We start from the raw sequence: 24,967 nt of genomic DNA, 5'->3' as shown, positions 1-24,967 counted from the left end.
CGACGATTTGAAAAGAATTTCAGGACACTCTCAGGGGAGCTCTCGATGACGATCAGACACTCGACACTTATTAAAAGACTGGCTTTTTCGACCTTTTTGCTGACGCTGCCGCTGAATGCGGCGTTCGCGCAGGATACCGCGGTCGCCGACCGGCTGAAGGCTGCCCTCGCCGCCCAGGGCGTCGACCTCTCCTGGACCGGAGTAACCGGCGACACCTCCAGCATGGTTCTGCAAGGCGTAGCGGTCAGACCGGCGGCCGAAAAGGAGGCGCTCAAGATCGGCGACGTCAAGCTCGAAGGCGTGACCGAAGCCAATGGCGGCTATCAAATCGCGACCGTATCGACTTCGCCGTTCGAACACAGCGAAGATGGCGTCACGCTCAATCTCAGCCCCTTCGTCATCCACGACATGACGGTTCCGGCCGAAGGCGCAAGCGGTCCGCTGGGCTCGCTGATGATGTACAAATCGGCCGAGCTCGAAAACATGACCGTCAAGGTCGCCGACAAGCCTGCCTTCTCGATGGACGGGCTTGCCATCGCAATCACGCCGCCGGCCGACGGCAAGGCCATGGCGTTCTCCGGCACCACGGAAAAGTTCACTGCCGACCTGACGCTGGTCGAAGATCCGAAGTCCAAGGAAGTCATCAACGCACTCGGCTACCAGAACATATCGGGCAATCTTGAGATGGAAGGCACCTGGCAGCCTACCGACGGCAAGATGGATTTGTCGAAATACGAAATTTCGGTCGACAATGCCGGCACATTCGGTATGACCTTCAATCTCGGCGGCTACACGCTGGATGTCATCAAATCGATGCAGGAGATGCAGAAGAAGATGGCAGCTCAGCCTGAAGGCGCCGACAATTCGGCGCAAGGCATGGCCATGCTCGGGCTGCTGCAGCAGCTATCGTTCAACAGCGCCTCGATCCGCTTCGACGACGATTCGCTGACCAAGAAGGTGCTCGATTATGCCGGCAAGCAGCAAGGCATGTCCGGCAAGGACATTGCCAACCAGGCCAAGGCGATCGTGCCATTCGGCATGGCGCAGCTCAACAATCCGGAACTGACGGCGCAGGTTTCGGCCGCGGTCAACAAGTTCCTCGACGATCCGCAGAGCATCGAGGTCTCGGCCGAGCCGCCGGCAGCGGTGCCGTTCGCGCTGATCATGGCGGGCGCCATGTCCAACCCGCTCGACCTGCCGAAAACGCTTGGCGTGACGGTTACCGCGAACGAAGACTGACCGAGACAGCCTTCAAGCAAAAAGCCCGGCAGCGATGCCGGGCTTTTTTATGAATCCACAGGACCGGTTCGGAGCGTTTCCTAAACCTCTTTCTTCGTTGCCACGACGCGCAGCGACAATTCGCGAAGCTGCTGCGGACTGGCTTCCGACGGGGCGTTCATCAACAGGTCGTAGGCCTGCTGGTTCATCGGGAACATGGTCACTTCGCGCAGGTTCCTGGCACCGACCAGAAGCATGACGACACGGTCGATGCCGGCCGCCATGCCGCCATGCGGCGGCGCGCCATACTGGAAGGCACGGTAAAGGCCGCCGAAGCGTTCCTCGACGGTTGCGCGGTCCAGCCCGACCGTTTCGAACGCCTTGACCATGGTTTCCGGCAGATGGTTGCGAATGCCGCCTGAGGCGATCTCGAAACCGTTGCAGACCATGTCGTACTGGAACGCCTTGATGCCGAGCAGATCCTCGCCGTTAAGCGCATCGATGCCACCTTGCGGCATCGAGAACGGATTGTGCGCGAAGTCGATCTTCTTCTCCTCCTCGTTCCATTCGAAGAACGGGAAGTCGACGATCCAGCACAATTCGAAGCGATCACGGTCGACAAGGTTGAGCTCCTCGCCGGCGCGGGTGCGCGCCGCACCCGCGAAGGAGACGAATTTCTTCGGGTCGCCGGCGACGAAGAAAGCGGCATCGCCATCGGCAAGGCCGAGTTGTTGGCGGATCGCCTCCGTGCGCTCCTCGCCGATGTTCTTGGCCAGCGGCCCGGCGCCTTCGAGCTTCTCGCCCTCCTTGCGCCAGAAGATGTAGCCCAGCCCGGGCTGGCCCTCGCCTTGCGCCCATGAGTTCATGCGGTCGCAGAAGGCGCGCGAACCGCCGGTCTTGGCCGGAATGGCCCAGACCTCGGCCTTCGGATCGTTGGCAAGGATGTTGGCAAATACCTTGAAGCCGGAATCGCGAAAATGATCGGAGACGGCTTGCATCTCGATCGGGTTGCGCAGGTCCGGCTTGTCGGTGCCGTATTTGCGCATGGCGACATCATAGGCGATGCGCGGAAACTTCTGCGTCACCGGCTTGCCGGCGGCAAAGGTCTCGAACACGCCCCGCATCACCGGCTCCATGGTGGTGAACACGTCCTCCTGCTCGACGAAGCTCATCTCAACGTCGAGCTGGTAGAATTCACCCGGCAGACGGTCGGCGCGCGGGTCCTCGTCGCGAAAGCACGGCGCAATCTGGAAATAGCGGTCGAAGCCGGACACCATGATCAGCTGCTTGTACTGCTGGGGGGCCTGCGGCAGCGCGTAGAAAGTGCCGGGGTGAATGCGCGACGGCACCAGAAAGTCGCGCGCCCCTTCCGGCGACGAGGCGGTCAGGATCGGCGTCGAGAATTCGGTGAAGCCGACCTCGCCCATCAGCTTGCGCATCTCGGCGATGATTTTCGTCCGCGCGACGATGTTCTTGTGCAGCGTGTCGCGCCGCAGATCGAGAAAGCGGTATTTGAGGCGGATGTCCTCCGGATAATCCGGCTCGCCGAAGACCGGCAGCGGCAATTCCCTGGCCGCCGACAGAACCTCGATCTCGCGCGCGAAAATCTCGATCTCGCCGGTCGGCAAATTAGGGTTCACGGTGTCGGCGAGGCGCGCCTTGACCTCGCCGTCGACGCGGACGACCCATTCGCCGCGCAGGGTCTCGGCAATCTTGAAGGCGGGCGAATCCGGATCGGCGACGATCTGGGTCAGGCCGTAATGGTCGCGCAAATCGATGAACAGCAGGCCGCCATGGTCGCGCACGCGATGCACCCAGCCCGACAGGCGAACGGCGGAGCCGACGTCGCTCTTTCTCAACTGGGCACAGGTATGGCTGCGGTAACGATGCATTGTCATTGCTAGGTCCGGATGTTGGTTGCGGCCAAAGCACGATGGCCCGGCCTGAAAATTTGCGCGAAAAGCACATGAGAGTGTGCATTTGTCAAGGCAAGCGGCGCCCGGGACGAGTTCGCGTTCTTCCCGCCCCTGTCCCACCGGCATCAATTTATGCCAGAGGCGTTAATCCGAGTTCGCTGCTCTGTCCAGCAGTTCAATTATGCACCTCATCCCTTGACCCCGCCTGCGGTGAGGCCGGAGATGATCTTGCGCTGGAAGATCAGGACGAGGATGACGAGCGGCACGGTGACGATCACCGATGCGGCCATGATGTTGCCCCACGGGATCTCGAACTGCGAGCTGCCGGAGAGCAGCGCAATGGCGACCGGCACGGTTCGCTGCTCGTTGTTGGAGGTAAACGTAAGCGCGAACAGAAATTCGTTCCACGCACCGATGAAGGCGAGAAGCCCGGTGGTCGCCAGCGCCGGCCACATCAGCGGCAGGAAAACGCGGCTGATGATGATCCAGGGCGTGGCGCCGTCGAGGATCGCCGCTTCCTCCAGCTCGATCGGCAGGTCGCGAACGAAGGCGGTGAGCACCCAGACGGTGAACGGCAAGGTGAAGATCATATAGGACAAGATCAGCGCGAACGGCGAATTGTAGAGGCCGAAGGCCCGGATCAGCTCGAACAGACCGGCAAGCACCGCCAATTGCGGGAACATCGAGACGGACAGGATAATGAGGAGCAGAGCCGAGCGGCCGCGGAAGCGGATGCGCGCCAGGGCATAGGCGGCGGTGACGCCGAGGAACAGCGAAATGACGACAACGGCGCTCGAGATGAACAGCGAGTTCACGAGGTTGCGCAGGAAGGTCCCTTCGGTGAAAACGGTCTTGTAATTGCTGAAGGTGATCGTCTTCGGCCAATAGTCGATCTGGAAGAGCGCCGTCCCGGATTTCAGGCTGGTGACGATGGCGTAGTAAAACGGGAATACCGCGACGACGACGATAACGGCGACGAGGAGGTAGAAAGCCGTGCGCTTGACGATCCACATGGTCAGCAGCCCCACATGATCAATAGTCCTTGTCCAGTCTTATCCGGCCGAGCCACAGAACGAGCATGGTCAGCAAAGCGAGGATGAGGAAGAGCAGCGTCGAGGCGGCGGAGCCGTAGGCAAACTTGTCGAACTCAAACAGGCTCTCGCGGGCAAACACCGACATCGACTTGGTGTGGATATTGTTTGGCGTGAGCACGTAGATCAGGTCGAAGATGCGCAGCGCATCGAGACCGCGGAAGATCATGGCCACCATCAACGCCGGCCGGATGAGCGGCAAGGTGATCTTCCAGAAAACTTTCCACGCGCCGACGCCGTCGAGCTTGGCGACCTCGTAGATTTCTTGTGGAAGCATCTGGAGGCCGGCGAGAATGAGAAGCGCCATGAACGGGGTCGCCTTCCAGATGTCGACAATGAGGATGGCGACCATGGCCGTGTCGGCGCTAGCCGTCCAGGCGATCTTGGTGCCGATCAGGCCGAGCTTGAGAAGGACGTCGTTGATGATGCCGAACTGGTCGTTGAGCATCCACTGCCACATTTTCGCCGAGACGATCGTCGGAATGGCCCAAGGGATTAGTATCGCGGCGCGCACGATGCCGCGGCCGCGAAACTTGGTGTTGAGCACCAGCGCGACGATCATGCCGAGCACCGTCTCGCAGGTTACCGAAATCACCGCGAAGCGCACCGTATTCCAGACGGCGCGCCACCAGACCGGATCGGCGAGCAGCCCGTCATAGATGACGCGGCCGCTCGGCATTTGCAGGATGGAGAAATAATTGGCGAAGCCAACCCAGCGACGGGCTTCGAGGTCGGCGAGCGAGGCATCGGTGAAGCCGAAATAGATCGTGCGCATCAACGGCCAGCCGGCAACGGCGGCGAGCACGATGAGCATCGGGGCAAGCAGCAGCCATGCCGAGCGCACACGCTGACGCGCCAGCAGCGAGCCTGAGCGCGGCGAGGTCACCAGGCGGTGCCCTTGAGCCTGGTCAAGGAGAACTCCAGATCGGCAAGGTTGTCGGCGGCCGTGCCCTCGCCGGACATGGTGTTGTGGACGGCGGTCCAGAACTCGCTCGATGCCTCATTGTACCTGGTCTTGGCCTGGGCCGAGGGACGCGGCACCGCGTTGAGGACAACTTCCTTCCAGCGCGGGATAACCGGCTGGGCGCTGGCGATGTCGGCATCGTCATAGAGCGCCTGAATGGTCGGCAGATATGCCCCCTTCAAGGCGCGGTACTTCTGCATCTGAGGCGAAGCGATCCATTTGACCAGCTCGACGGCTGCGGCCGGGTTCTTCGAATATTTGGAAACCGCAAGATTCCAGCCGCCAAGCGTTGCTGCCGGGCGGGCGCCCTCACCCGACCCGGACGGCAGCGTCGTCACTTCGAACTTGCCTTTGATGGGGGAGCTTTCGCTGTTGCCAAGCGCATAGGCGTAGGGCCAGTTGCGCATGAAGACGGCGTTGCCGGTCTGCCAGACACCGCGCGACTCTTCTTCCTGATAGGCCAGAATGCCGGGAGGCGAGATGGTTCCCACCCAGCTCCTCGCCATTTCCAGCGCCGCGGCTGCTTGCGGATTATTGATGGAGATCGTGCCGTCCGGCTCGATGATCTGACCACCGCCGTTCGACTTCACCCATTCGAGTGCATCGCAGGTCAGTCCCTCATAGGCGTTGCCCTGGAAAACGAAGCCCCACATGTCCTTGTTGCCGCCCTCGCGTTCCTTGTCCATGACAAGCTTGGCAGTATCGGCAAGCTCGGCCCAGCTGGTCGGGACCTTGGCGCCGTATTTGTCGAGGAGATCCTTGCGGTAGTAGAGCGCCGGAGCGTCGGTGAATATCGGCAAGGCGACGAGCTTGCCGTCGACGGTCTGCGATTTGATGATCGATGGGAAATGAGCGCCGACGACATCCTTGGTCGCCGCGGTCAGGTCGACGAGCTGCTTTGCAAGCTGGGGGGCCCAAATGACGTCCGTCTGATAGACGTCAACGTCGCTGTTTCCAGCGGCAAGCCACAGCCTGTATTGACTAAACTGGTCGGTCCCCGAGGGCGGCACCGGAACCACGCTAACCTTGTTGCCGGTCTTCTTCTCGTATTGATCGAGGATCTCGCGAAGGATTCTCTGGCCGTTGCCGGTATCGCCCGACACCATGGCGAGGTCGACAGCCCGCGCCGGCCCGGCCGCCAGAACTGCGGCCACGGCAAATCCAGCGAATGCGGAACGAAACTTCATGATGTCGGATCTCCCTTTGGAACTTCAGGCAGCAGCAGAAACGGACGTCGATGCCCGACACCGTCCTCAGCACACCCGCAGCTCACAAGACGCGCATTCGCCCACCAGCACTGAACTACAAAGATACGCCTTGAGTTCCCAACACGGAACGTCCGGCGCGAAGCGGCAGCCCCCGGCTGGCCCCAACGCCTCCGGGAATTGCCGCTGGCATTGGCGAAGGCGATGGTTCAAGAAGGATCAACGACAGGCTTTCCTTCATGTCCTCCATCCGCCCGCTGATCCCGCTCCTGATCGCCGCCGGCATCCTGCTCGGCGGCAACGGCCTGCAGAGCACTTTGATTGCGCTGCGTGGTGCGCAGGAGGGTTTTCCCGCTTCCTCTATCGGCCTGATGGGCACGTTCTATTTCGCCGGCTTTTTGCTCGGCTGCCTTGCCGTCACCCGCATCATGAAGTCCGTCGGCCATGTGCGCGCCTTTTCCGCGCTGGCGGCGATCGCCTCGGCGGGAACGCTGCTGCTGGTGCTGGTCATCGATCCGGTGATGTGGTGCGCCGTGCGCTTTGCCGGCGGGTTCTGCTTTGCCGGCCTGTTCACCATCATGGAAGCCTGGCTGAATTCCGGCGTCACCAACACCGACCGGGCGCGGGTGCTTGCCATTTACCGCATGGTCGACATCGGTTCGGTGACGGGCGCCCAATTCCTGATCCCGATCTTCGGCGCTGGCGGCTTTGCCATCTTCGCCATCATGTCGATGATGATCACCGTGTCGCTGGTGCCGGTTTCGCTCGGCGACCGCTCCAACCCGACGCCGCCGGAAGACGTCAAACTCGATTTGGCACGCGTCTGGCGCATCTCGCCGCTTGGCTGCTTCGGCTGCATCGCCGTCGGCGTGACCAACAGCGCCTTCCGCACCCTGTCGCCGGTCTATGCCGAGCAGATCGGCATGTCGGTCGCCGACGTCGTCACCTTCGTCAGCGTCGGCATTTTCGGCGGCGCCATCATCCAATATCCGCTTGGCTATCTCTCCGACCGCTGGGACCGGCGCTCGGTGCTGCTGATGACGACGTGCTGTGCGATGGTGGCGGCACTGGCGCTGGCGTTCGTGGCAGGCGGCAGCCCTTTCCTCAACTTCCTGCTCGTCTTTATCTTCGGCTGCTTTGCCATGCCGCTCTATTCGTTGTCGGCGGCGCATTCCAACGACCGCGCCGACAAGGGCGAGTTTGTGCTGATCAACGCAGCCTTGATGCTGTTTTATTCCTTCGGCGCCATTGGCGGCCCCTTCGCAGCCTCGACGGTGATGCAATATTTCGGGCCGAGCGCGCTGTTCGTGTTCAGCGCCACCGTCTATGCGATCTTCGTGGCGGTCATCCTTTTCCGGATGCGGGCGCGCTCTGCTGTGCCGGCGAGCCATCGCAGCCGTTTTACGGCGCTGTTGCGCACATCGACGGTTTTTGCCCGGTTGGCGAAGCGGAATGCCGATCCCGATGAACCCGCAAAGCCCGATAAAGGTGCTTGCGCTTGACGAAAGCGCGCGCGGCTGAAATTGAAAGAGACCCTATCCCTTGCCAAAAGCGATTTGATGCACGTCATCACCACCCAGAACGAACTCGAGACCGTTATTGCCGCTTTCGAAAAGGCGGAATTCGTCACCGTCGATACTGAATTCATTCGCGAAACGACCTTCTGGCCGATCCTGTGCCTGATCCAGATGGCAGCGCCCGGGGTGACGGCGCTGATCGATCCGCTGTCGCCCGACATCGACCTGAAACCGTTCTTCAGGCTGATGGCCAACGAGGCGATCGTCAAAGTCTTCCATGCGGCGCGACAGGACATCGAAATCATTGTGCATCTCGGCGATCTGGTGCCGCATCCGGTGTTCGACACCCAGGTCGCGGCGATGGTCTGCGGCTTCGGCGACAGCGTCTCCTACGACCAGCTGGTGCAGCGCATCACCGGCGCGCGGCTCGACAAGTCGTCGCGTTTCACCGACTGGCGCCATCGTCCGCTGTCCGAAAAGCAGCTCGACTACGCGCTCGCCGACGTCACCCATCTGATCGAAGTCTACAAGCACCTCAGCGCCGAGTTGGTGCGGGAAAACCGCGCCCACTGGCTGAACGAGGAAATGGACGTGCTGACCTCGCGCGAGACCTACGATCCGCATCCCGAGGATGCCTGGAAGCGGCTCAAGATGCGGCTGCGCAAGCCACAGGAACTGGCGATCGTGCAGGCGGTGGCCGCCTGGCGCGAACGCGAAGCGCGCGAGCGCGACGTGCCCCGCGGCCGGGTGCTCAAGGACGATGCGATCTACGAAGTAGCGCAGCAGGCGCCGCGCGATACGGCGGCGCTGAGCAAGCTGCGTACCACGCCGAAGGGCTGGGAGCGCTCGTCGACGGCGACGGCACTGCTTGGCGCAGTCAACGCTGCCCTGGCGCTGCCCAGGGAAGAGATGCCGAAGCTGCCGAAGAGCTTCCAGCCGCCGGAGGGGTCGAGCGCCGCGGCGGAGTTGCTGAAGGTGCTGCTGCGGATCGTTGCCGAAAAGGAAGGTGTCGCATCGAAGGTACTCGCCTCCAGTGACGACATCGATCGCATCGCTGCAGAGGGCGAGGACGCCGATGTGCCGGCATTGCAAGGCTGGCGGCGCGCCGTCTTTGGCGAGGCCGCGCTCAGGCTGGTGCGCGGTGAACTCGCGATCAGGTTCGACAAGCGCAAGATCGCGGTGTTCGATTTGTAGCTTGAGCTTGCTCAGACCAAGCCGAGCAGATGCAGCGCCAGCCATATCCAGCCAAGTGCGAGAACTACCGCGCCCACGTAGAATGCCCTGCTGCGCAGGATTAGCCGATTGCTGGTCAAGTGGACCGATGCGTGAAGATAGCGGGAGACCACAAAGATCCACATCAGCGCCAAGGTCAGATAATTGACGCCATTGGTCACGTGCAGCGTCAGGCATAAGACGTAGAAAAGCACCGGCAGTTCGAACTGGTTGCTCAGATTGTTGGCGACGGTGATGCTGGAACCAGGCTCCGTCGAGCGCGTCTTGAACTGGCCGGTCTTGGCTTCGCCCGACCTGACCGCACCATAGCGGCGCCGGCCCATTACGACATAGACGATATAGACCAGCAGCACCTGCGCCAGCATCGGCCAGAAGATCGCGGTCTGGTTCAAGACGCCCTCTGTCGTTGTCACCCAGCCTTCAAGGCCGTTTCTGAGCCATCAGAGTGAAAGCCGCAATGACGGTCACCGGCACCGCCAGAAGCGCGAATTTGGTGACGATCAGCGCCGAGGCAAAGGATAGCGAATCCGGATTGGCAGACAGGAAATCGGACAAAAGACGAGCCACGGCGATGTTCTGGGCATAGTCGGCGAGCGTGTAGGGCAGCACCAGCACAGCTGCGAATATCGACTGGGTTTGCGCAGGCAGCGAATGGAAATTCTTCAGCCGCCGGCCCGTTGCCAGGATCAGGCTGACCATCGTCAGCGACAGCAGCGCCGGAAACAGCAGGTCGAAGGTCAGGTAATGCCAGACGAGAATGATCTCGCTGCCACGCCGGCCGAGCGCCGTCAGCCAGGCCATGCCCTCATCCGGAGTGAAACCGGCATAGCGCATGTCGAGCGAGGGCAGACCGCCGCTCAATTGGCGAAAATAGAGGAACTCCATCGCCGTCATGATGATGAAAATCGCCACGGTGGCGAAACAGAGTGCGGCGGCGTGGCGCGACAGCCGCAGGATCATCGCCGCCAGATTGCGCCAATGCGCATGGCGATCAGGCTCCGCCAGGATAATTCGGGCTTTCGCGGGTAATCGTGACGTCATGGGCGTGGCTTTCACGAAGTCCGGCATTGGATATCCGCACAAAAGTGGCGCGCTCGCGGAAATCGGCAAGGTCGCGGCCACCGACATAACCCATAGCGGCTTTCAGGCCGCCCGCAAGCTGGTGCAGCACGCCAGACACAGGTCCTTTGTACGGCACCTGCCCTTCGATGCCTTCCGGGACCAGTTTCAGCGTGTCGCGCACCTCGGCCTGGAAGTAGCGATCGGCGGAGCCGCGCGCCATCGCGCCGACCGAGCCCATGCCGCGATAGGCTTTGAAGGAGCGGCCCTGGTGCAGATAGACCTCGCCCGGGCTCTCGTCGGTGCCGGCCAGCAACGAACCGATCATCGCCGCGCTGGCGCCGGCGGCCAGCGCCTTGGCCAGATCGCCCGAATATTTGATGCCGCCATCTGCAATGACCGAGACACCCGATTTTTGCGCCGTCTCGACCGCCGACATGATTGCCGAGAGCTGCGGCACGCCGACGCCGGCGACGATGCGGGTGGTGCAGATGGAGCCCGGCCCGATGCCGACCTTGACCGCGTCGGCGCCAGCATCGATCAGCGCCAGCGTGCCTTCCGCTGTGGCGACGTTGCCGGCCAGGATGCGAACCGAGTTGGAAAGCTTCTTGGCCCGCGTCACCGCATCCAGGACGCGCTGCGAATGACCGTGCGCGGTGTCGATCACCAGAAGGTCGACGCCGGCGTCGATGAGGCGCTCGGCCCGCTCGAAACCGTCATCGCCGACGCTGGTGGCGGCGGCGGCGCGCAAGCGTCCCTGCGCATCCTTGGTGGCGTGCGGGTTGAGCTGCGACTTCTCGATGTCCTTGACCGTGATCAGCCCGACGCAATTGCCGTCCCGATCGACCACAACCAGCTTCTCGATGCGGTGCTGATGGAGCAGCCGCTTGGCCTCGTCCTGATCGACGTTCTCCTTGACGGTGATCAGGTTCTCGCGGGTCATCAGCTCATAGACCTTCTGCGCCGGGTCGGAGGCGAAGCGGACGTCGCGGTTGGTCAGGATGCCGACGAGCCGGCCGACGGTGTGGCCGCCGGTGCCGCCGTTCTCGACCACCGGAATGCCCGAAATGCTGTAGGTGCGCATCAGACCCAGCGCATCGGCCAGCGTCGCCTCGGGACCGATGGTGACGGGGTTGACCACCATGCCGGATTCGAATTTCTTTACCTGCCGCACCTGCTCGGCCTGTTCGGCCGGCGAGAAATTGCGGTGGATGACGCCGATGCCGCCGGCCTGGGCCATGGCGATGGCAAGCCGCGCCTCGGTGACCGTGTCCATGGCGGCCGACAGGATCGGCACGTTGAGGTCGATGTCGCCGGCGATGCGGGTGCGGATGTCGGTCTCGCCAGGCATGACCTCGGAATGACCGGGCTGCAGCAGCACGTCGTCAAAGGTCAGCGCCAATGCGCCGGTGGACGTCTCGATGATTTTTGCCATGGCCAGCCCTCGGAATGCAGGAAAGGCGCTCGCCCTGGATGGACAGCGCCGACTCGTCTTCTTCCCTTTCAGGATTGGCGCTGGCTCGTAACACGTCCCGTCGCCGTTGAAAAGCCGATGGTTGTATAGTGGCGACGATGCATTTTGCCCCAGGTGCTGCGCACGACTTGCGGTCGCACAAACGTGACAGCAAATTAATGCGACATCCGGGCCAAGGCGTGATAACCGCCCTACGTGTCGGTTTGGCCCCAAGGCCGGCAAGCAATAGCGACGCACATTTCAAGGCCGGATCCATCGTGAACCGCACCATTCCGCTTATTCTGGCGGTCGCTCTATTCATGGAAAACATGGATTCGACCGTCATTGCGACATCGTTGCCGGCGATCGCCATCGACATCCACACCAGCCCGATCGCGCTCAAGCTGGCGCTGACCGCCTATCTGGTATCCCTGGCGATCTTCATTCCGATCAGCGGCTGGATGGCCGACCGCTTCGGCGCCAAGAATGTCTTCCGCGCCGCGATCGCCGTGTTCATCATCGGTTCGGTCGCCTGCGCCATGTCCAATTCGTTGCCGGCTTTCGTGGTCTCACGCTTCCTGCAAGGCATTGGCGGCGCCATGATGACGCCGGTCGGACGCCTGGTGCTGGTACGCGCCACGCCGAAAAGCGAGCTCGTCGCCGCCATGTCGTGGCTGACCGTCCCGGCTCTGGTCGGCCCCCTGGTCGGTCCACCGGTCGGCGGCTTCATCACAACCTATTTCACCTGGCACTGGATTTTTCTGATCAATGTACCGATCGGGCTGATCGGGATCTGGCTGGCCACGCGTTTCCTGCCGAAGACCGACGCCGCGCAGACGCCGCCGCTCGATTTCATCGGTTTCGTGCTGAGCGGGCTGGCGGCATCGGGCATTGTGTTCGGCCTGTCGGTGGTCAGCCTGCCGGCCCTGCCGCCGGCTGCCGGCTTTATCACCGTTGCCGTCGGGCTGGCATCGGCGGTGCTTTATCTGCTGCACGCGCGCCACGCCAAGAATCCGCTGCTGGCGCTCGAGCTGTTTCGCAATCGGGTGTTCCGCTCGTCAGTGCTCGGCGGCGGACTGTTCCGCATCGGCATTGGTGCCGTACCTTTTCTTTTGCCGCTGATGTTCCAGATCGGTTTCGGGTTGACGCCGTTCCAGTCCGGCATGATCACCTTCGTCTCGGCAATCGGCGCCATAGGCATGAAATTCGTCACCGCCCTGATCTTCAGGGTCGCGGGCTTCCGCCGTGTGCTGATTTCAGGCTCGCTCATCGCTGCCGCGTCGATTGCCATCAACGGCCTGTTCACACCCGACACGCCCTATGGGCTGATCCTCGCCATGCTGCTCGCCGGGGGCTTCATCCGTTCGATGTTCTTCACCGGCATCAACGCGCTTGCCTATGCCGAGATTTCAGCCGCCGACACCAGCAAGGCGACGCCGATCACCGCGGTGTTCCAGCAGTTGGCAATCGCGCTCGGTGTGGCGCTGGCCGGCGGCATCCTGGAAGTGTCGACCAAGATCCATGGCGGCCCACTGACGCTGAGCGACTTCCACACCGCCTTCTTCATCGTAGCGGCGATGTCGGCGGCAGCCTCGCTGTCGTTCATGCGGCTGGCGCCGGACGCCGGCAATGCCGTGTCGGGACATGGCCGACTGACACCGCCGAAGACGCTGGAGCCGGTGAGCCCGCCGGGGAGTTGACCTTTGCTCGTACTTACGGACGCCGGAGGCGCCCCCCTCTGTCCTGCCGGACATCTCCCCCACGTGGGGGGAGATCGGACGTGACATCGGCTTTCGCCAATATTCAACGTTGCAGGATTAGACAGCGCGCCGAAGCTGCCAATCTCCCCCCTCGTGGGGGAGATGTCCGGCAGGACAGAGGGGGGCGCGAAGGATCGCTACAGAGCGATTTTCACGCCGCGCCGTTTCCGCCTTTAAAATCCTTCGCCAACAAATACAGCTCCACCGACTCATCGCGCGAGGCCGGCGGCTTGACGTGATGGACCGAGCGGAAATTCCGCTTCAGCCTCGCCAGCAATTCGTTTTCGGCGCCGCCCTGAAAGGTCTTGGCGAGGAAGTGGCCGCCCGGCTTCAGTACCGACAGCGCGAAATCGGCCGCCACCTCGCAAAGATGCATGGTGCGGATGTGGTCGGTCCGCTTGTGGCCGGTGGTGGGTGCGGCCATGTCGGAGAGCACGATGTCGGGCTGGCCGCCCAGCGCCTCGGCCAGCTTCTGCGGCGCCTGAGGATCGAGGAAATCCATCAGCAGCACCGGCGCGCCCGGCACCGCGTCCATCTCCAAATAGTCGATGCCGACGACGTTCGGGTGTTCCGCGGTAGATTTCGTACGTGCGGCGGCGACCTGGCACCAGCCGCCGGGTGCCGCACCAAGGTCGATCACCTTCATGCCTGGCTTGAGCAAATGGTGCTTGTCGTCGATCTCGATCAGCTTGTAGGCCGCGCGCGAGCGATAGCCGTCGGCCTTCGAGCGCTGGACATACGGATCGTTGATATGGCGCTGCAACCAGCGGCGCGACGATTCCTTCAAGCCGCTTTTCTTCTTGATCTTCGTCTTCAGCACGCGAATGCTGGCCGAACTCGGCTTTTCCGGTTTCTTCGTCATTGCCGGCCACGCCCACTGTTTCGCCAGACGCCGTCATCGGCCATCAATTCGCTCAATATGCCCTCGCGCAGGCCGCGGTCGGCGACACGCAGCCGCTCCGACGGCCAGACGGCACGTATCGCCTCCAATATGGCGCAGCCGGCCAGAACCAGGTCGGCGCGGTCGGCGCCGATGCAAGGATTGGCGACGCGCTGCTGGAAATCCCAGCCGACCAGCTTTTCGACCATGCGGTCGACGCTGTCGCGATCCATCCACAGCCCGTCGACGCGGCGGCGATCGTAGCGTTCGAGATCGAGATGGACGCCGGCCAGCGTCGTCACCGTGCCCGAGGTGCCTAGCAAATGGAATTTCGGGCTGGACAGGAGGTGGCTCAGCCGGTCGCGCCCGTCGAAGGCGCGCAGCCGCATTGCAACATCCTCGACCATGGCGCCAAAGATCTCGCGCGTTACCGTGCGGCCGCCAAAACGCTCGGCCAGCGAGACGACACCGACCGGCAGCGAGGTCCACGAGACGATATGGTTGGCAAGCCTTGGCGAGCGATGGCCGGTGAGGTCGATCAGCGCGATTTCGGACGAGCCGCCGCCGATATCGAACAGCACGACGCCTTGCGTGTCGCGCTCGACCAGCGAGCCGCAGCCCGACACCGCCAGCCGCGCCTCGGTCTGGCGGTCGATGATCTCGAGCTTCAGGCCGGCCTCGCGTTCGACGCGCTCGAGGAACTCGACGCCGTTGGCGGCGGTGCGGCAGGCCTCGGTGGCGATCAGCCTGGCCTTCCTGACCTTGCGGTTGCGCAATTTGTCACCGCAGATCTTCAGCGCCTCGACCGCGCGGTCCATTGCAGCCTCGCCGAGCCGGCCGTTGGCGGTAAGGCCTTCGCCCAGCCTGACGATGCGCGAGAAGGCATCGATGACGCGGAACTGGCCATGACGCGTCGGCACCGCGACCAGCAGACGGCAATTGTTGGTGCCGAGATCGAGCGCGGCAAACACCGGCAACTCCTGCAGCGGTGGCGGCGTGCGGGCACCTTGCCCCGGCCTTGGCGACGTTGCCGGGGCTGAGGGCGGAGGCACGTAAGCCGCTGGCTGGGGCGGAGGCGCGGCCGGGGTCTCGTTGGCGGCGGGCACCGAAGCGCCGGCCGCCAGCGGACGAGCCTCGTCGCGCGCGAAAACCTTGCGCCCGCGCCGGCGCTTGCGCCGCTTCTTGGGTTTGCCGTTCTGATGCGGGCCTTTTTGGTCTTGGCCCTTTTGGTGCTGGGACGTGTCGCCAGTCTGTCCGTTGCCGGACCGGGGCTGCACCTGACGGCCGTAGCGTCCGGTGGATGGGCTTGCCTGGCCGGACGGCGTCGGCGAACCCCTGGACACGCCCACTTCCGGCGCACCAGCGCCGGCTTCGTGGTCTTCCACTGTGGTTCCTTCCGGCGCCGCGCGAACCGGAGACCGGACGCAGCAGGCGCATTTACATGTTCAAGTTGCCGCCAGACTATCAGCGCCGGGCCGGATCACCAAGAGTGCTCGCGGCGAATTTTGCCGGCGGCATTGTCTCGCCCGTGCCCTCGGCCCGATGATGGCGCGCCTTCCCGGTTGAATAGCCGGCTTCAATGAGGCATTTCTGAAATGGAGGGCGAAACCATTCGGGACCGCGGGCGGTTTTCCTGCTGCGAACCGGAAAAAGGGTACGGGCTGCAACGCATGATCCTCACGCCATGAACTGGAGGCGCTATTTCTGGCCCGTGATCGGCATCGCCGCCGTGGTGTTCTCGCTGTGGCTGCTGCTGCACGAATTGCGCGGCATATCGCTCGACGATGTCTGGGACGGCATCGTCGCCATCCCGGCGCGCGGCTGGGTGCTGGCGGCGCTGAGCTCGGTCATTGCCTATGCCTCGCTCGCCGGTTACGACCACATCGCGCTTCTGCACATCGGCAAAAAAGTCTCGTGGCTGTTCGTCACCTTCTGCTCGTTCACCACCTACGCGCTGTCGCACAATATCGGCGGCTCGGTGTTTTCCGGTGCGGTGATCCGTTACCGCGCCTATGGCACCAGGGGCCTGACCGGGCAGGATGTCGGCGTTCTGGTGGCGATCTGCTGGATCACCTTCGTGCTGTCGACGCTGTTCGTCTCAGGCCTCGTCCTGCTGCTCGAGCCTGAGGTGATCGACCGGTTTTCCGGCACGCCGCACCACAAGCTGTCGCAAGCGGCAGGACTCGCCATGCTGCTCGTGGTGGCGGCCTATGTCTTCGGCAGCTGGCTGCATCTGAGGCCGCTGAGAATCGGCAGCTTTCAGCTGCACTACCCGGCGCTGCCGATCGTGGCGCGGCAATTGCTGGTCGGCCCGATCGAGCTGCTGGCGGCGGCGGCGATCATCTTCTTCGCCCTGCCCGCCGCCGGCAATCCCGGCTATTTCGTCGTGCTCGGCGTCTTCTTGGTGTCGTTCTCGATCGCGCAGATCTCGCATGCGCCGGGCGGGCTCGGCGTCTTCGAGGTGGTGTTCCTCGCCGGCTTGTCACATATGGACCAGGTCGGCGTGCTGGCGGCGCTGCTGGTGTTCCGGCTGTTCTACCTGATCATCCCGCTGCTGATCGCACTCGGCGTCGTGCTCTATTTCGAGCGCTCGCAATTCAGCCGCAGCGAGAATTGAATGCGCCAGAAGCCGACGATTGAACCCAGACACAGGGTTGACTATTTTCCGGCGGCGGCTACAAGGCACGCGCGGCGACATCGGTTTTCGACAGCCGCGCCTGCTGGGGAATAGGTTAACGGTAGACCCACGGACTCTGACTCCGTTAGTCCTGGTTCGAATCCAGGTTCCCCAGCCACTTGATTTCACTCACATTTCCGGCTGCTCAGACCCGACCCGCTAGTGTCAGTTGGGCACTTGGTTGGGAATTTTTTTCCCCTCAAGCTTTGCGATGGCTTTTTCGCCAGCGCCGTATCTCGCACAAGGTAGTGCACATCAAAATTGAGCGTACGTCACGAAGGCTATGGCCGGTCAATGTGGCTATCTCCGCCTCGGTTGCGCCGACCAGTGTAAGCCGGGTAACCCCAATGCGCGGTCACGAAATAGGAGCGTGTTACTCCTATCCCAGATATAATGACCTATGCAGATTATCCAGCTTCTGCTCTCTTTTTTCCAATAAATTTGCACGGACTATTGGTTTGTCCGGTCTATTGTCGCACTAAATGCCCGGGGGGCCTGAACGATGGTCGATATTTCCGCAACAGTGAGGCTTCGCCCAACCCGGATTGCGTTACTTGTAAAGCCAACCGATATGGGATCGATCCGTCGGTTCATGCAGGTTTGCACGTGCCTTTGGGGAGGTGCCTATAATCCTATTATCCCTGTCTTTCAGAAGCCGCCTACGGCTTGGATGTCGCGCACGCGAGACAGAGTTAAGGGTTACAATGTGGCCCGTGGATACGTTCAGTTTTTCGAGCCGGAAGTTTTCGTCGAAGCTCAAGAAGGACTTGCCGAAGCCATCGGATTAGCGGCATTGCGTAATGATCGCCTCGCCCGGACGTCGGTTATTGGATTGGACGCTCTCCTCAGAAAGCGGGAGGACCGCAACTGGTCCGAACTCAGCATGGGACTGAGCATAGTAGACCCACTCGCTGAGATTTACGAAACCGAGCGGCGCTTTCGGCTTCGCGATGCACGCCCTGCTGTGGCTGTACCAGTCGATCCAACGAGCGCTTTAGTTGAAGCTGTCTTCGGAGACTATCCGGCCGATGAGGCCTCTGACTATTTCGCTAAAAGCTATGCCAATGTCTTCAAACCAGAAGTGATGAAAGCTGACCACGCGCTTTGGCGAAACGTGTTCTTAGATGGAGCACAGACTCCGCTACGCACTACCCAGTACGGACTCGAAGTTCAGCGTTCCTGGCAACATGATCTGGTGGTATTTATTTTCGACCCTCGCCGCTCGATTGACGTTATCGATCTGTGGAACATGCGTTCGGAGCCTAGCCCGGTACTGCCAGTGCCAATCGATTGGGCTGATGTTCTAGCCGATGACATTGCACACATTCTACAAGATGAAACTCGCCCGCTCCAAGGCAATCCGAACGGGGCCATGCACCATCCAACGATTGAGTTTGCGCGGTCGATCTCTGATGACGTCCAAAACTCAACCGTGGAAAAAATCATTGCAGCAGCCGGCGACTTCACACCTTCGGTGAAGAGATGGCGCAATGAGATATGGGTGCCTCAGAACACACTGCACCCGCGATATTTAAGGGCAGAAATCACCGCGCGCGACAAGCGATTTGCGCTGACAACGGATGATAAGTGCATGATCCAGTTCGATGCATTGGCCCCGGATTTTGCAGAGCGCTATGGCGGCCAAAACGCCCGCTGGGTCAACACTGCCCGGATCGGAACTTACGGCAACAATATTGCCGTGGCGACAGTGTTCCCATTCAACACCTTCGACCGACACTGGCCGAGCCTCGACACTATGGGCAACGAAGTTCTGGTTGGTGCCGAGGGTTGGTCATTCGTTCAGAAATATAAGGATTCCGTCGAGTCCTTCAGGGCAATCAGCCACGAGAATGCGGTGATCGGCTCCCTCAAAGTGTTTGGAATTGAAGCTATAGCTTCCGATGCTGGATTGGTCGCAGGGCAGGTACTCAACCACCTAGAAGGATTCTGGGGCGTGCACCTCCTCGCCAATCTCGATACGTTGGCGCTTTTGAACAGCATGGCAGGCAGTCTTCGAAAACGCCAGCTTGGGGATGATGCTGCGGAGGAGCATTTGGGCGGCAAGTCCAGATCCCTAAACGTTTGGCACACTCATATCGAGAAGCGAAATAGCAAGGGATTGTTTAGCAAGGTTAAGCTTGAGGACTTCACGCGCAGAAACATCATTCGACTTGGCATCGAAACAGGCTGCCCACACTGTCAATTCGAGAACTGGCATAGCCTAGCGGAGACCCAATACGAACTAACATGTGAACGGTGTCTGAAGGTTTACCCGTTTCCCCAGTCGGGACTCAAAAAGAATAACGGTAATTGGGCATTCCGGGCGATAGGACCGTTTGCTGTGCCGGACTATGCCCGTGGCGCATACGGCGCAATATTGGTCGCGCGTGTCTTCGACAGGCTGTCTGGAGGCGGCTCTGATGCAATGACGTTCTCGACTGCGCTGAAGTTAAGATTTGATGGTATTGAGCGGGAAGCTGACTATGTGATTTTCAAGGCTGCATCGGACATGGATACGAACCGGCCGCCAGACCTCATCATCGGTGAGGCGAAATCGCTTGGTGATGGTGAGCTTCTGAAAAAGGCCGACATCGACCGGATGATTGATATTGGCTCTCGACTCCCCGGTTCTTACCTTGTTGTGTCAGTGCTGAGAAACAGCTTCACGGTAAAAGAAAAGCAATTGCTGACGCGTTTGGTCAAATGGGGCCGACGACTGAATAACGATTTCCGTCCAACAAATCCCGTGATCCTCTTCACCGGGAACGAGCTACTTTTCGAGTTTCATTTGACTGACGCTTGGAAGAAGTTGGGCGGTACGCACGCCAAGTTCGCCAGCTATGAGGACACCCATGACCTTGACGCCATCGCGAATGCCACCCAGTCGATCTATTTAGACATACCAACATTTGACGAGGAACGCCGGAAGCATTGGGAACGTAAGCATCAGAAGAGGAAAAGCGCGCTCAAAGGCGAGGCTCCTAGCCAAATGAAAGACGGGAACAGTGAGCAAACGAAAACGGTGGGATAACTGCGGTCTTTGCGGAGAATTCAAAATCACCACGCGGGAACACGTCGTACCCAAGTGCCTCTATCCGCCGTCGAAGGCCACCAGCAAATTTCAGCGGATCATCATTGCGGCTTGCTCCGAATGCAACAACGGAACGGCCGACGACGACGCGCATTTTAGAAACGTGATCCTCGTGGCCGGCGACGCAACCGACGCTGTGAATGAAATCTGGCATGGAGCCGCCCGACGGGCCTTCGCAGAAGTCGATGGCAAGCGCCGCCTCAAAGACCTTTTTGCCCTGATGAAACCAGCACCAGATGCCGGTCCCGACCGATATAGGATTTATCCAGCCGACGATGAGCGGATCTTACGAATCGTTCGCAAGGTCGTGCGCGGATTGTCCAAGCACCATGGACTCCCCTCACCTATCAAAGATCATCAGGTCTTCGCAGATGTCATGCGTTTTGCGATTCCTGGTGAGATTCTTGGCGCGATGCATTTTGAATCGGCGGAGCCAGATATTTTTGACTATCGCTATCTTCTATTGTCGGAACCGTCCTATACGCAATCCATTTGGGTGCTACGCTTCTTTCAGCGGACCTCATTCGTCGCCATGGTGCTCGATGCCAATGCGGACAATTGATCGCGCCCTCAGTAACCAATATCCCAACACGGACTCTGACTCCGTTAGTCCTGGTTCGAATCCAGGTTCCCCAGCCATGATTTTGTGATACTATTTAAGTTCGCCTTTTTGTCGCTGCTTCACAAGAATTCGAACCGAATCGATCTTGATAGGGATTGTCGTTTCACCTTTCACTGGCGAAACGCGAAGTTCAAGCTTTTCAATGCCTCTAATTTTAAGCTCAGGTAAAACACTCGCTGCATCAAGGGTTACCAAGAACTGAGCGCCGCCGGGTTGATTTTTTGTTGACGCACCAAACACGTTGAACCGACCCACGGCTACCTCTTTTTGTTCGAGCGCAGCTTGGGCAGGAAATTTCACGAATACATTGAACGATGTACTCGGCTCTTCGGTAGCACGAATTTCCAATTCAATTGATGCGTCAGAAATCTCCACAGCACCTACTGTCATCAGATCGGGCGTAGTAGCGAGGTCAACTACAGCCCCTGTTCCAACCACGGTGATTGATTCACCTTTCCCCATTTCGGCGATCATCACCTTTCGCGACGATTGAATATCCAATGTAGTGATCACCTCCTCCACGAGGGGAACGGTATCATAATCATACTCCAAGTACGGCAGGTCTAAAGATTTAAGCACTGCCATTTCCGTACGTTCACCATTACGATCAGCGAAAGCAAACGACACGTTTTCCCAGTCGCTGCGGAAAGACCCCTCGTCTGACTTGCCTTTGGACGATCTCCGCCACATTTCCCATAGGCGATCTATACTGCAATGGTGGATCCAGAATATTGGGTCACGCGCGGCCGTAGGGACGCTACCCATCCCGGCATCAATTCCGGAACCTCCAATAGCGCCGTGGACATTGCCGTGGGGAGCGTTGTTAAGACTTCGACTAAAACCACTCATATCACCTGGTTTGTAAAGCCCATCGGCCTTAAATGCGACCGTTGACGTGACATCCGACTCTTCAAGTTCCGCAGGGTTGCTTTCCTTGTTCATTTTAGCGTCTCTGTGTTCATACCATAGCAGGTTCCCTGCTTGTGATCCGTTTATGGCAACTCGAAACTCAGGAGGCAGGGCGCGACCGAAGGAAGAGTTTTTCTGGGAGTAGTCCCAATACGGCAATGCGAAGTCATCCCCTACAAGTGAGGCAACGATTCTCTCGAAGTGCCACAGATAAAGTCGGTGCCATCCTAAGAAAAAGTACTCTACATTGTCCGTATGCTGGCAGGTTGCCCATGTTCTCACTGCAGAAGAGGTGCCAATCGCCAGAATACGATGCCTTTTGACAGCGTCTGCTTGTTCATTTGACATGCCGCTGGTTGAGAATATGGCATCAAATGCCTCCTCCGAATTGTCTTCTGGATGAACCCAGTGGATATTTGCCTGGAATTTCCATGATCTTGGGTCGTGTCGAGGGAACTTGGTTTCGTCTCTCATAAGCTTTACCGCCTCGCGATAGCGCGACAGCATCCCTCGTCCCTCTGGAGTGCTGACCTCCGAGCGAATGCGTGAAGTGGCGGTTTGTGCCTTGAAGACCGTTCCCGCTAGACCGACGAATGCAGAGCCTCCAACAATTACATCTCTTCGCGTAACCATGTTGATCCTCATGTTGCGTTCGGTGTCTAGACATCATGTCCTGGATGGAACTGCTTCATCGACCTTTGACGCTCGCAGGTATTAGGCCAACAACGACCCTCTGCTTGTTGTAACTAACCGCCACACCATAGTGACAATCTTGATAGTTGGGATCGGCATACTCAACAGGCGTCAGGGTCAACACCTGCGTTACCTGCCCCACCGGTGGAAGTGCGGAAAGTTCTAGTTGGAGGATGAGCGGATTATCCTGAGGGCTCGCTTTCGCAAGGCTCAGTTTATAATCTGGAGTTGGAGCGAGAAATTGCCCCGTTACCAGGAGCGCCGAACAGCCCGTGTCCGTAGGCACATAGGTCGCGGAGAACGATCCCGATACCAGCCCGACATCATCTGCGGCCAAAGCAGCCGGCGACATTAGGGATGCGACGATCCCAGTCACGATATGCAGCGTCGAGTATCTCATTTCTGTACTCCTCATTAGAGAAACATGGTCTCAGCTTCACTCCGGCCAACAATGGTTATTCAGGGCAGAGACAATTTCGCTGCACTGGTCCGCCATAAGAAATCGCCCGTCCAACCCGCGCGTTCGGAGTTCGCCAACGCCCGGATTATCGAATGCTCTTCGGTGCCCACCAAGGGAATGGCCAGGGAACCGGCAAGCCTTCCCCACTCATCAAGGCTTTGGTCGGCTCACTGGCGCCTTCGATCTTGGCTTCCATTTTGTTCGTCGAACTGTGAATCCTGACACCAATTACCCACGCAGGAACGGGGAACGCCTTGACGACGCCTATGGTCGTGAAGACTTGCAGTACGAAGCCAGTTGGCTGTGTCGCCACAAAGTCGAGATCAAGAATACCGTCCTTCGGGGGAGTTATATATATCCATGGCGCAAGATCGGGATGCGTCCATCCGGTTGTTGGAACCGATCCCTTGGCCGATACTGCGATGGCTGGCGGATTCTCGGGAATTACGATCAGGCTCTCAATATGCACGTCCTCGACAGAATAAACACGCGATTGCATAGCTTCCTCCCTTACAGCCCTGGTTGTTCGCGTTTAGTACAGAACGAGCTCCGTCCTTCTGTTGTCCACAAAAGGTACCTGTCGTCCCCGCCGAACCAGCAACGAATGCTCAATCCCAAGTATCTTCCGCACGCTCGCTAGCGCCGCCTCGTTCACCTCGATATACGCGACGATGTACCACTCGCCGTTTTCTTCCCTCGCCATGCCCATCGGCTCGGCGCGCCATTTGAGGGCGCCGTGGTGCGGCATGAAGTACGTCTCCTGGACGCCGCCGACGGCGCTGAGGCCCTCGTCGAGAGAGTATTCCATTACCGCGCAGCACAGCTGCGTCAGCGTTCCCCTCAGTCCAGCAGTTCGCTTGTCGGGAACGACAAATGTGCGGGTCCATTCGGCCCAGTCGGGACGTCTTGGGACGCCCGATTTTTCGCACATGTGAGAAAAGACCTCCGAGACCATGTGCGGCTCGCTCGTTGGGATCAATCGAGCCGAAGTCACTACGCGATCGTCTTCAATGCCCAGCAGGTATGTCGCCGCATCCGTATCGAATTGATCCAGCTCGCGACCATCCGGGCTCGGAGGGCGCCAGCGTTTTTGATGCACGAAGAAATCGTGCCGGCGGCGCAGAAACTCGTCGAATTCGTTTTCGTAGAGATGCTTGTTATGCGCGTTGACTACATGGGCCGTTATCATGGCGCGATCCCCCGATCGTTCTCGCAGGGATATTTGCAGCCTCGCTAATGTACGTCACCTGTCCGATAGGACAGTTGACGCGGCTAGAGCAGGACGGTCGTCCTGCTCTAGCTCTTTGTTTCTTCGCATGATCTTATCCGAAAAGTCTGCAACTTTTCGGGATCATGCTCTAGGGGTGGATCAGGCGCCGGCGCACTGCCTCGACGACCGCCTGCGTGGTCGTTGCGACGCCAAAAGCCTCGCGGGCCCGCGTTGAGTGCCATTTGACGGTGCGCTCGGTCAGACCAAGGATCTGGGATGTCTCCGACGAGGTCTTGCCGGCCGCGGCCCAGAGCAGCACTTCTTTTTCGCGGTCGGTCAGCACGCCCTCATCGTCATCATTATCATCCGCCAAGGCCTGGATCGACATGCCGGCATAGACCGCCATCGTCACCAGTTGCACTTGATGGCGCGGCGAAAGGGTGCAGGACTTCGCGGAAGAGGCAAACGACAGCACGGATTGCCAATGGTGAATGCTGAGCATCGGCACAGCGAAGCCGCTACAGATGCCGAACTCCGTCGCCTCGCCGGCGACGCGTCGTGAACCTTCCGTATCCGACCACTTTGCCGGGACTTCGGACCAGAGGAACGGCTTCAGGGTCTTTGCCGAGTAGATGCAAACACCATCCACCGCGGCATGCTCGGCCTCGACATAGCGTTCGAACCAGCCGGCCGGCCAGCCATTCAGTTCAACCATCGGCGCAAGCTTCTGACCGCTGAGCGGCACTCCGCTCAGGATAAGGTGCTCGAAGCCGAGGTTCCTCACGGTATCGAGAAGGTCGCTCAGCAGCGGCCCGGTGGCTGTGTGTTTCCTGCAGCGTTCGACAAAGTCGAACACGTCTGAATCGATCATCACAGAGACCCCCGTCTCCACGCCCGAAAACAAACTTTAACTCAAATTAGCAACTTCGAATACTCCCAATAAGTGTGTCCGCCACGCAGGACGCGTGGACCAAAATCAGCTAAATCAGCCAGACGTGATCAGCGAAGC

At 60.0% G+C, this 24,967-nt stretch carries 21 protein-coding genes and 1 tRNA gene; 8 read left to right on the top strand and 14 right to left on the bottom strand.

The genetic code is table 11. The features are described from left to right. The first annotated feature begins 45 nt into the window (after positions 1-45). On the top strand, positions 46-1,239 hold the full coding sequence (locus tag NKJ09_RS22010) for an aq_1923 C-terminal domain (RefSeq protein ID WP_023717248.1): 1,194 nt from the start codon (positions 46-48) through the stop codon (positions 1,237-1,239). 80 nt (positions 1,240-1,319) lie between these two features. Here the strand turns inward: NKJ09_RS22010 and aspS are convergent, their stop codons facing one another. The 4 genes from aspS to NKJ09_RS21990 form a co-directional block, all read right to left on the bottom strand. Further along, positions 1,320-3,110, bottom strand: coding sequence for an aspartate--tRNA ligase (gene aspS, locus NKJ09_RS22005; RefSeq protein WP_352495347.1), 1,791 nt, complete (start codon positions 3,108-3,110; stop codon positions 1,320-1,322). Between the two features lie 212 nt (positions 3,111-3,322). Then, positions 3,323-4,147, bottom strand: coding sequence for a carbohydrate ABC transporter permease (locus NKJ09_RS22000; RefSeq protein WP_352495346.1), 825 nt, complete (start codon positions 4,145-4,147; stop codon positions 3,323-3,325). 19 nt (positions 4,148-4,166) lie between these two features. Then, the gene (locus NKJ09_RS21995; protein WP_352495345.1) at positions 4,167-5,039 is read right to left on the bottom strand and encodes a carbohydrate ABC transporter permease; all 873 of its coding nucleotides are present in this window, start codon (positions 5,037-5,039) and stop codon (positions 4,167-4,169) included. 68 nt (positions 5,040-5,107) lie between these two features. Further along, the gene (locus NKJ09_RS21990) at positions 5,108-6,376 is read right to left on the bottom strand and encodes an ABC transporter substrate-binding protein (RefSeq protein WP_352495294.1); all 1,269 of its coding nucleotides are present in this window, start codon (positions 6,374-6,376) and stop codon (positions 5,108-5,110) included. A 257-nt stretch (positions 6,377-6,633) separates the two neighbouring features. Here NKJ09_RS21990 and NKJ09_RS21985 point away from each other — a divergent pair, with 257 nt between their 5' ends. Further along, positions 6,634-7,896, top strand: coding sequence for an MFS transporter (locus NKJ09_RS21985; protein ID WP_023717242.1), 1,263 nt, complete (start codon positions 6,634-6,636; stop codon positions 7,894-7,896). 57 nt (positions 7,897-7,953) lie between these two features. After that, entirely contained in the window at positions 7,954-9,105 is a 1,152-nt protein-coding gene (gene rnd / locus NKJ09_RS21980) for a ribonuclease D (protein WP_023717241.1), read from the top strand. 11 nt (positions 9,106-9,116) lie between these two features. Here rnd and NKJ09_RS21975 read toward each other — a convergent pair whose 3' ends face one another. The 3 genes from NKJ09_RS21975 to guaB are packed head-to-tail and all read right to left on the bottom strand — an operon-like array spanning position 9,117 to position 11,638. Then, complete coding sequence (locus NKJ09_RS21975) at positions 9,117-9,536, bottom strand: MAPEG family protein (RefSeq protein WP_023717240.1); 420 nt, start codon at positions 9,534-9,536, stop codon at positions 9,117-9,119. Positions 9,537-9,564: 28 nt separating this feature from the next. Further along, complete coding sequence (locus NKJ09_RS21970) at positions 9,565-10,104, bottom strand: hypothetical protein (RefSeq protein WP_031193481.1); 540 nt, start codon at positions 10,102-10,104, stop codon at positions 9,565-9,567. Between the two features lie 31 nt (positions 10,105-10,135). After that, positions 10,136-11,638 (bottom strand): IMP dehydrogenase, encoded by a 1,503-nt coding sequence (guaB, locus tag NKJ09_RS21965; protein WP_352458563.1) that lies wholly within the window; start codon positions 11,636-11,638, stop codon positions 10,136-10,138. A gap of 296 nt (positions 11,639-11,934) precedes the next feature. Between guaB and NKJ09_RS21960 the strand changes: the two genes are divergently transcribed. Then, the gene (locus tag NKJ09_RS21960; protein ID WP_352495293.1) at positions 11,935-13,356 is read left to right on the top strand and encodes an MFS transporter; all 1,422 of its coding nucleotides are present in this window, start codon (positions 11,935-11,937) and stop codon (positions 13,354-13,356) included. Between the two features lie 211 nt (positions 13,357-13,567). Here the strand turns inward: NKJ09_RS21960 and NKJ09_RS21955 are convergent, their stop codons facing one another. Both NKJ09_RS21955 and NKJ09_RS21950 read right to left on the bottom strand, forming a co-directional pair. Continuing rightward, the gene (locus NKJ09_RS21955; protein ID WP_023717236.1) at positions 13,568-14,278 is read right to left on the bottom strand and encodes an RlmE family RNA methyltransferase; all 711 of its coding nucleotides are present in this window, start codon (positions 14,276-14,278) and stop codon (positions 13,568-13,570) included. After that, on the bottom strand, positions 14,275-15,681 hold the full coding sequence (locus tag NKJ09_RS21950; protein ID WP_023717235.1) for a Ppx/GppA phosphatase family protein: 1,407 nt from the start codon (positions 15,679-15,681) through the stop codon (positions 14,275-14,277). The genes NKJ09_RS21955 and NKJ09_RS21950 overlap by 4 nt, the downstream gene beginning before the upstream one ends. A 299-nt stretch (positions 15,682-15,980) precedes the next feature. Here NKJ09_RS21950 and NKJ09_RS21945 point away from each other — a divergent pair, with 299 nt between their 5' ends. The 4 genes from NKJ09_RS21945 to NKJ09_RS21930 all read left to right on the top strand — a co-directional run bounded on the left by NKJ09_RS21945 (position 15,981) and on the right by NKJ09_RS21930 (position 20,626). After that, positions 15,981-16,913, top strand: a complete 933-nt coding sequence (locus tag NKJ09_RS21945) for a lysylphosphatidylglycerol synthase domain-containing protein (RefSeq protein ID WP_352495292.1) — start codon at positions 15,981-15,983, stop codon at positions 16,911-16,913. A gap of 104 nt (positions 16,914-17,017) precedes the next feature. Then, positions 17,018-17,091: transfer RNA gene (locus tag NKJ09_RS21940), tRNA-Gln, on the top strand. Positions 17,092-17,679: 588 nt separating this feature from the next. After that, a complete protein-coding gene (locus tag NKJ09_RS21935) occupies positions 17,680-20,004 on the top strand; it encodes a hypothetical protein (protein WP_352495291.1) in 2,325 nt (774 codons plus the stop codon). Next, positions 19,979-20,626, top strand: coding sequence for a hypothetical protein (locus tag NKJ09_RS21930; protein ID WP_352495290.1), 648 nt, complete (start codon positions 19,979-19,981; stop codon positions 20,624-20,626). Before NKJ09_RS21935 ends, NKJ09_RS21930 begins: the two co-directional genes overlap by 26 nt. A gap of 90 nt (positions 20,627-20,716) precedes the next feature. Here the strand turns inward: NKJ09_RS21930 and NKJ09_RS21925 are convergent, their stop codons facing one another. The 5 genes from NKJ09_RS21925 to NKJ09_RS21905 all read right to left on the bottom strand — a co-directional run bounded on the left by NKJ09_RS21925 (position 20,717) and on the right by NKJ09_RS21905 (position 24,829). Then, on the bottom strand, positions 20,717-22,240 hold the full coding sequence (locus NKJ09_RS21925; protein ID WP_352515774.1) for a tyrosinase family protein: 1,524 nt from the start codon (positions 22,238-22,240) through the stop codon (positions 20,717-20,719). Positions 22,241-22,283: 43 nt separating this feature from the next. Next, the gene (locus NKJ09_RS21920) at positions 22,284-22,688 is read right to left on the bottom strand and encodes a hypothetical protein (protein WP_352495288.1); all 405 of its coding nucleotides are present in this window, start codon (positions 22,686-22,688) and stop codon (positions 22,284-22,286) included. Between the two features lie 145 nt (positions 22,689-22,833). Beyond that, positions 22,834-23,247, bottom strand: a complete 414-nt coding sequence (locus NKJ09_RS21915) for a hypothetical protein (RefSeq protein ID WP_352495287.1) — start codon at positions 23,245-23,247, stop codon at positions 22,834-22,836. A 33-nt stretch (positions 23,248-23,280) separates the two neighbouring features. Continuing rightward, complete coding sequence (locus NKJ09_RS21910) at positions 23,281-23,937, bottom strand: acyl-homoserine-lactone synthase (RefSeq protein WP_352495286.1); 657 nt, start codon at positions 23,935-23,937, stop codon at positions 23,281-23,283. Between the two features lie 169 nt (positions 23,938-24,106). Continuing rightward, positions 24,107-24,829 carry a LuxR family transcriptional regulator gene (locus NKJ09_RS21905; RefSeq protein ID WP_352495285.1) on the bottom strand — a complete coding sequence of 241 codons (723 nt, stop codon included), beginning with the start codon at positions 24,827-24,829 and terminating at the stop codon, positions 24,107-24,109. Between the last annotated feature and the right edge of the window lie 138 nt (positions 24,830-24,967).

This window comes from Mesorhizobium sp. M0189 (assembly GCF_040322135.1).
Lineage (GTDB): Bacteria > Pseudomonadota > Alphaproteobacteria > Rhizobiales > Rhizobiaceae > Mesorhizobium.
Note: the sequence above shows the minus strand (reverse complement) of the source record. Positions and strands in the feature narration are given on the sequence as shown.

Excerpts from the sequence above, each read along its gene's own strand:
- NKJ09_RS22010 (WP_023717248.1), top strand. The coding sequence starts at position 46 with ATGACGATCAGACACTCGACACTTATTAAAAGACTGGCTTTTTCGACC.
- aspS (WP_352495347.1), bottom strand. The coding sequence starts at position 3,110 with ATGCATCGTTACCGCAGCCATACCTGTGCCCAGTTGAGAAAGAGCGAC.
- NKJ09_RS22000 (WP_352495346.1), bottom strand. The coding sequence starts at position 4,147 with ATGTGGATCGTCAAGCGCACGGCTTTCTACCTCCTCGTCGCCGTTATC.
- NKJ09_RS21995 (WP_352495345.1), bottom strand. The coding sequence starts at position 5,039 with ATGCTCATCGTGCTCGCCGCCGTTGCCGGCTGGCCGTTGATGCGCACG.
- NKJ09_RS21990 (WP_352495294.1), bottom strand. The coding sequence starts at position 6,376 with ATGAAGTTTCGTTCCGCATTCGCTGGATTTGCCGTGGCCGCAGTTCTG.
- NKJ09_RS21985 (WP_023717242.1), top strand. The coding sequence starts at position 6,634 with ATGTCCTCCATCCGCCCGCTGATCCCGCTCCTGATCGCCGCCGGCATC.
- rnd (WP_023717241.1), top strand. The coding sequence starts at position 7,954 with ATGCACGTCATCACCACCCAGAACGAACTCGAGACCGTTATTGCCGCT.
- NKJ09_RS21970 (WP_031193481.1), bottom strand. The coding sequence starts at position 10,104 with ATGATCCTGCGGCTGTCGCGCCACGCCGCCGCACTCTGTTTCGCCACC.
- guaB (WP_352458563.1), bottom strand. The coding sequence starts at position 11,638 with ATGGCAAAAATCATCGAGACGTCCACCGGCGCATTGGCGCTGACCTTT.
- NKJ09_RS21955 (WP_023717236.1), bottom strand. The coding sequence starts at position 14,278 with ATGACGAAGAAACCGGAAAAGCCGAGTTCGGCCAGCATTCGCGTGCTG.
- NKJ09_RS21945 (WP_352495292.1), top strand. The coding sequence starts at position 15,981 with ATGAACTGGAGGCGCTATTTCTGGCCCGTGATCGGCATCGCCGCCGTG.
- NKJ09_RS21925 (WP_352515774.1), bottom strand. The coding sequence starts at position 22,240 with ATGAGGATCAACATGGTTACGCGAAGAGATGTAATTGTTGGAGGCTCT.
- NKJ09_RS21920 (WP_352495288.1), bottom strand. The coding sequence starts at position 22,688 with ATGAGATACTCGACGCTGCATATCGTGACTGGGATCGTCGCATCCCTA.
- NKJ09_RS21915 (WP_352495287.1), bottom strand. The coding sequence starts at position 23,247 with ATGCAATCGCGTGTTTATTCTGTCGAGGACGTGCATATTGAGAGCCTG.
- NKJ09_RS21910 (WP_352495286.1), bottom strand. The coding sequence starts at position 23,937 with ATGATAACGGCCCATGTAGTCAACGCGCATAACAAGCATCTCTACGAA.
- NKJ09_RS21905 (WP_352495285.1), bottom strand. The coding sequence starts at position 24,829 with ATGATCGATTCAGACGTGTTCGACTTTGTCGAACGCTGCAGGAAACAC.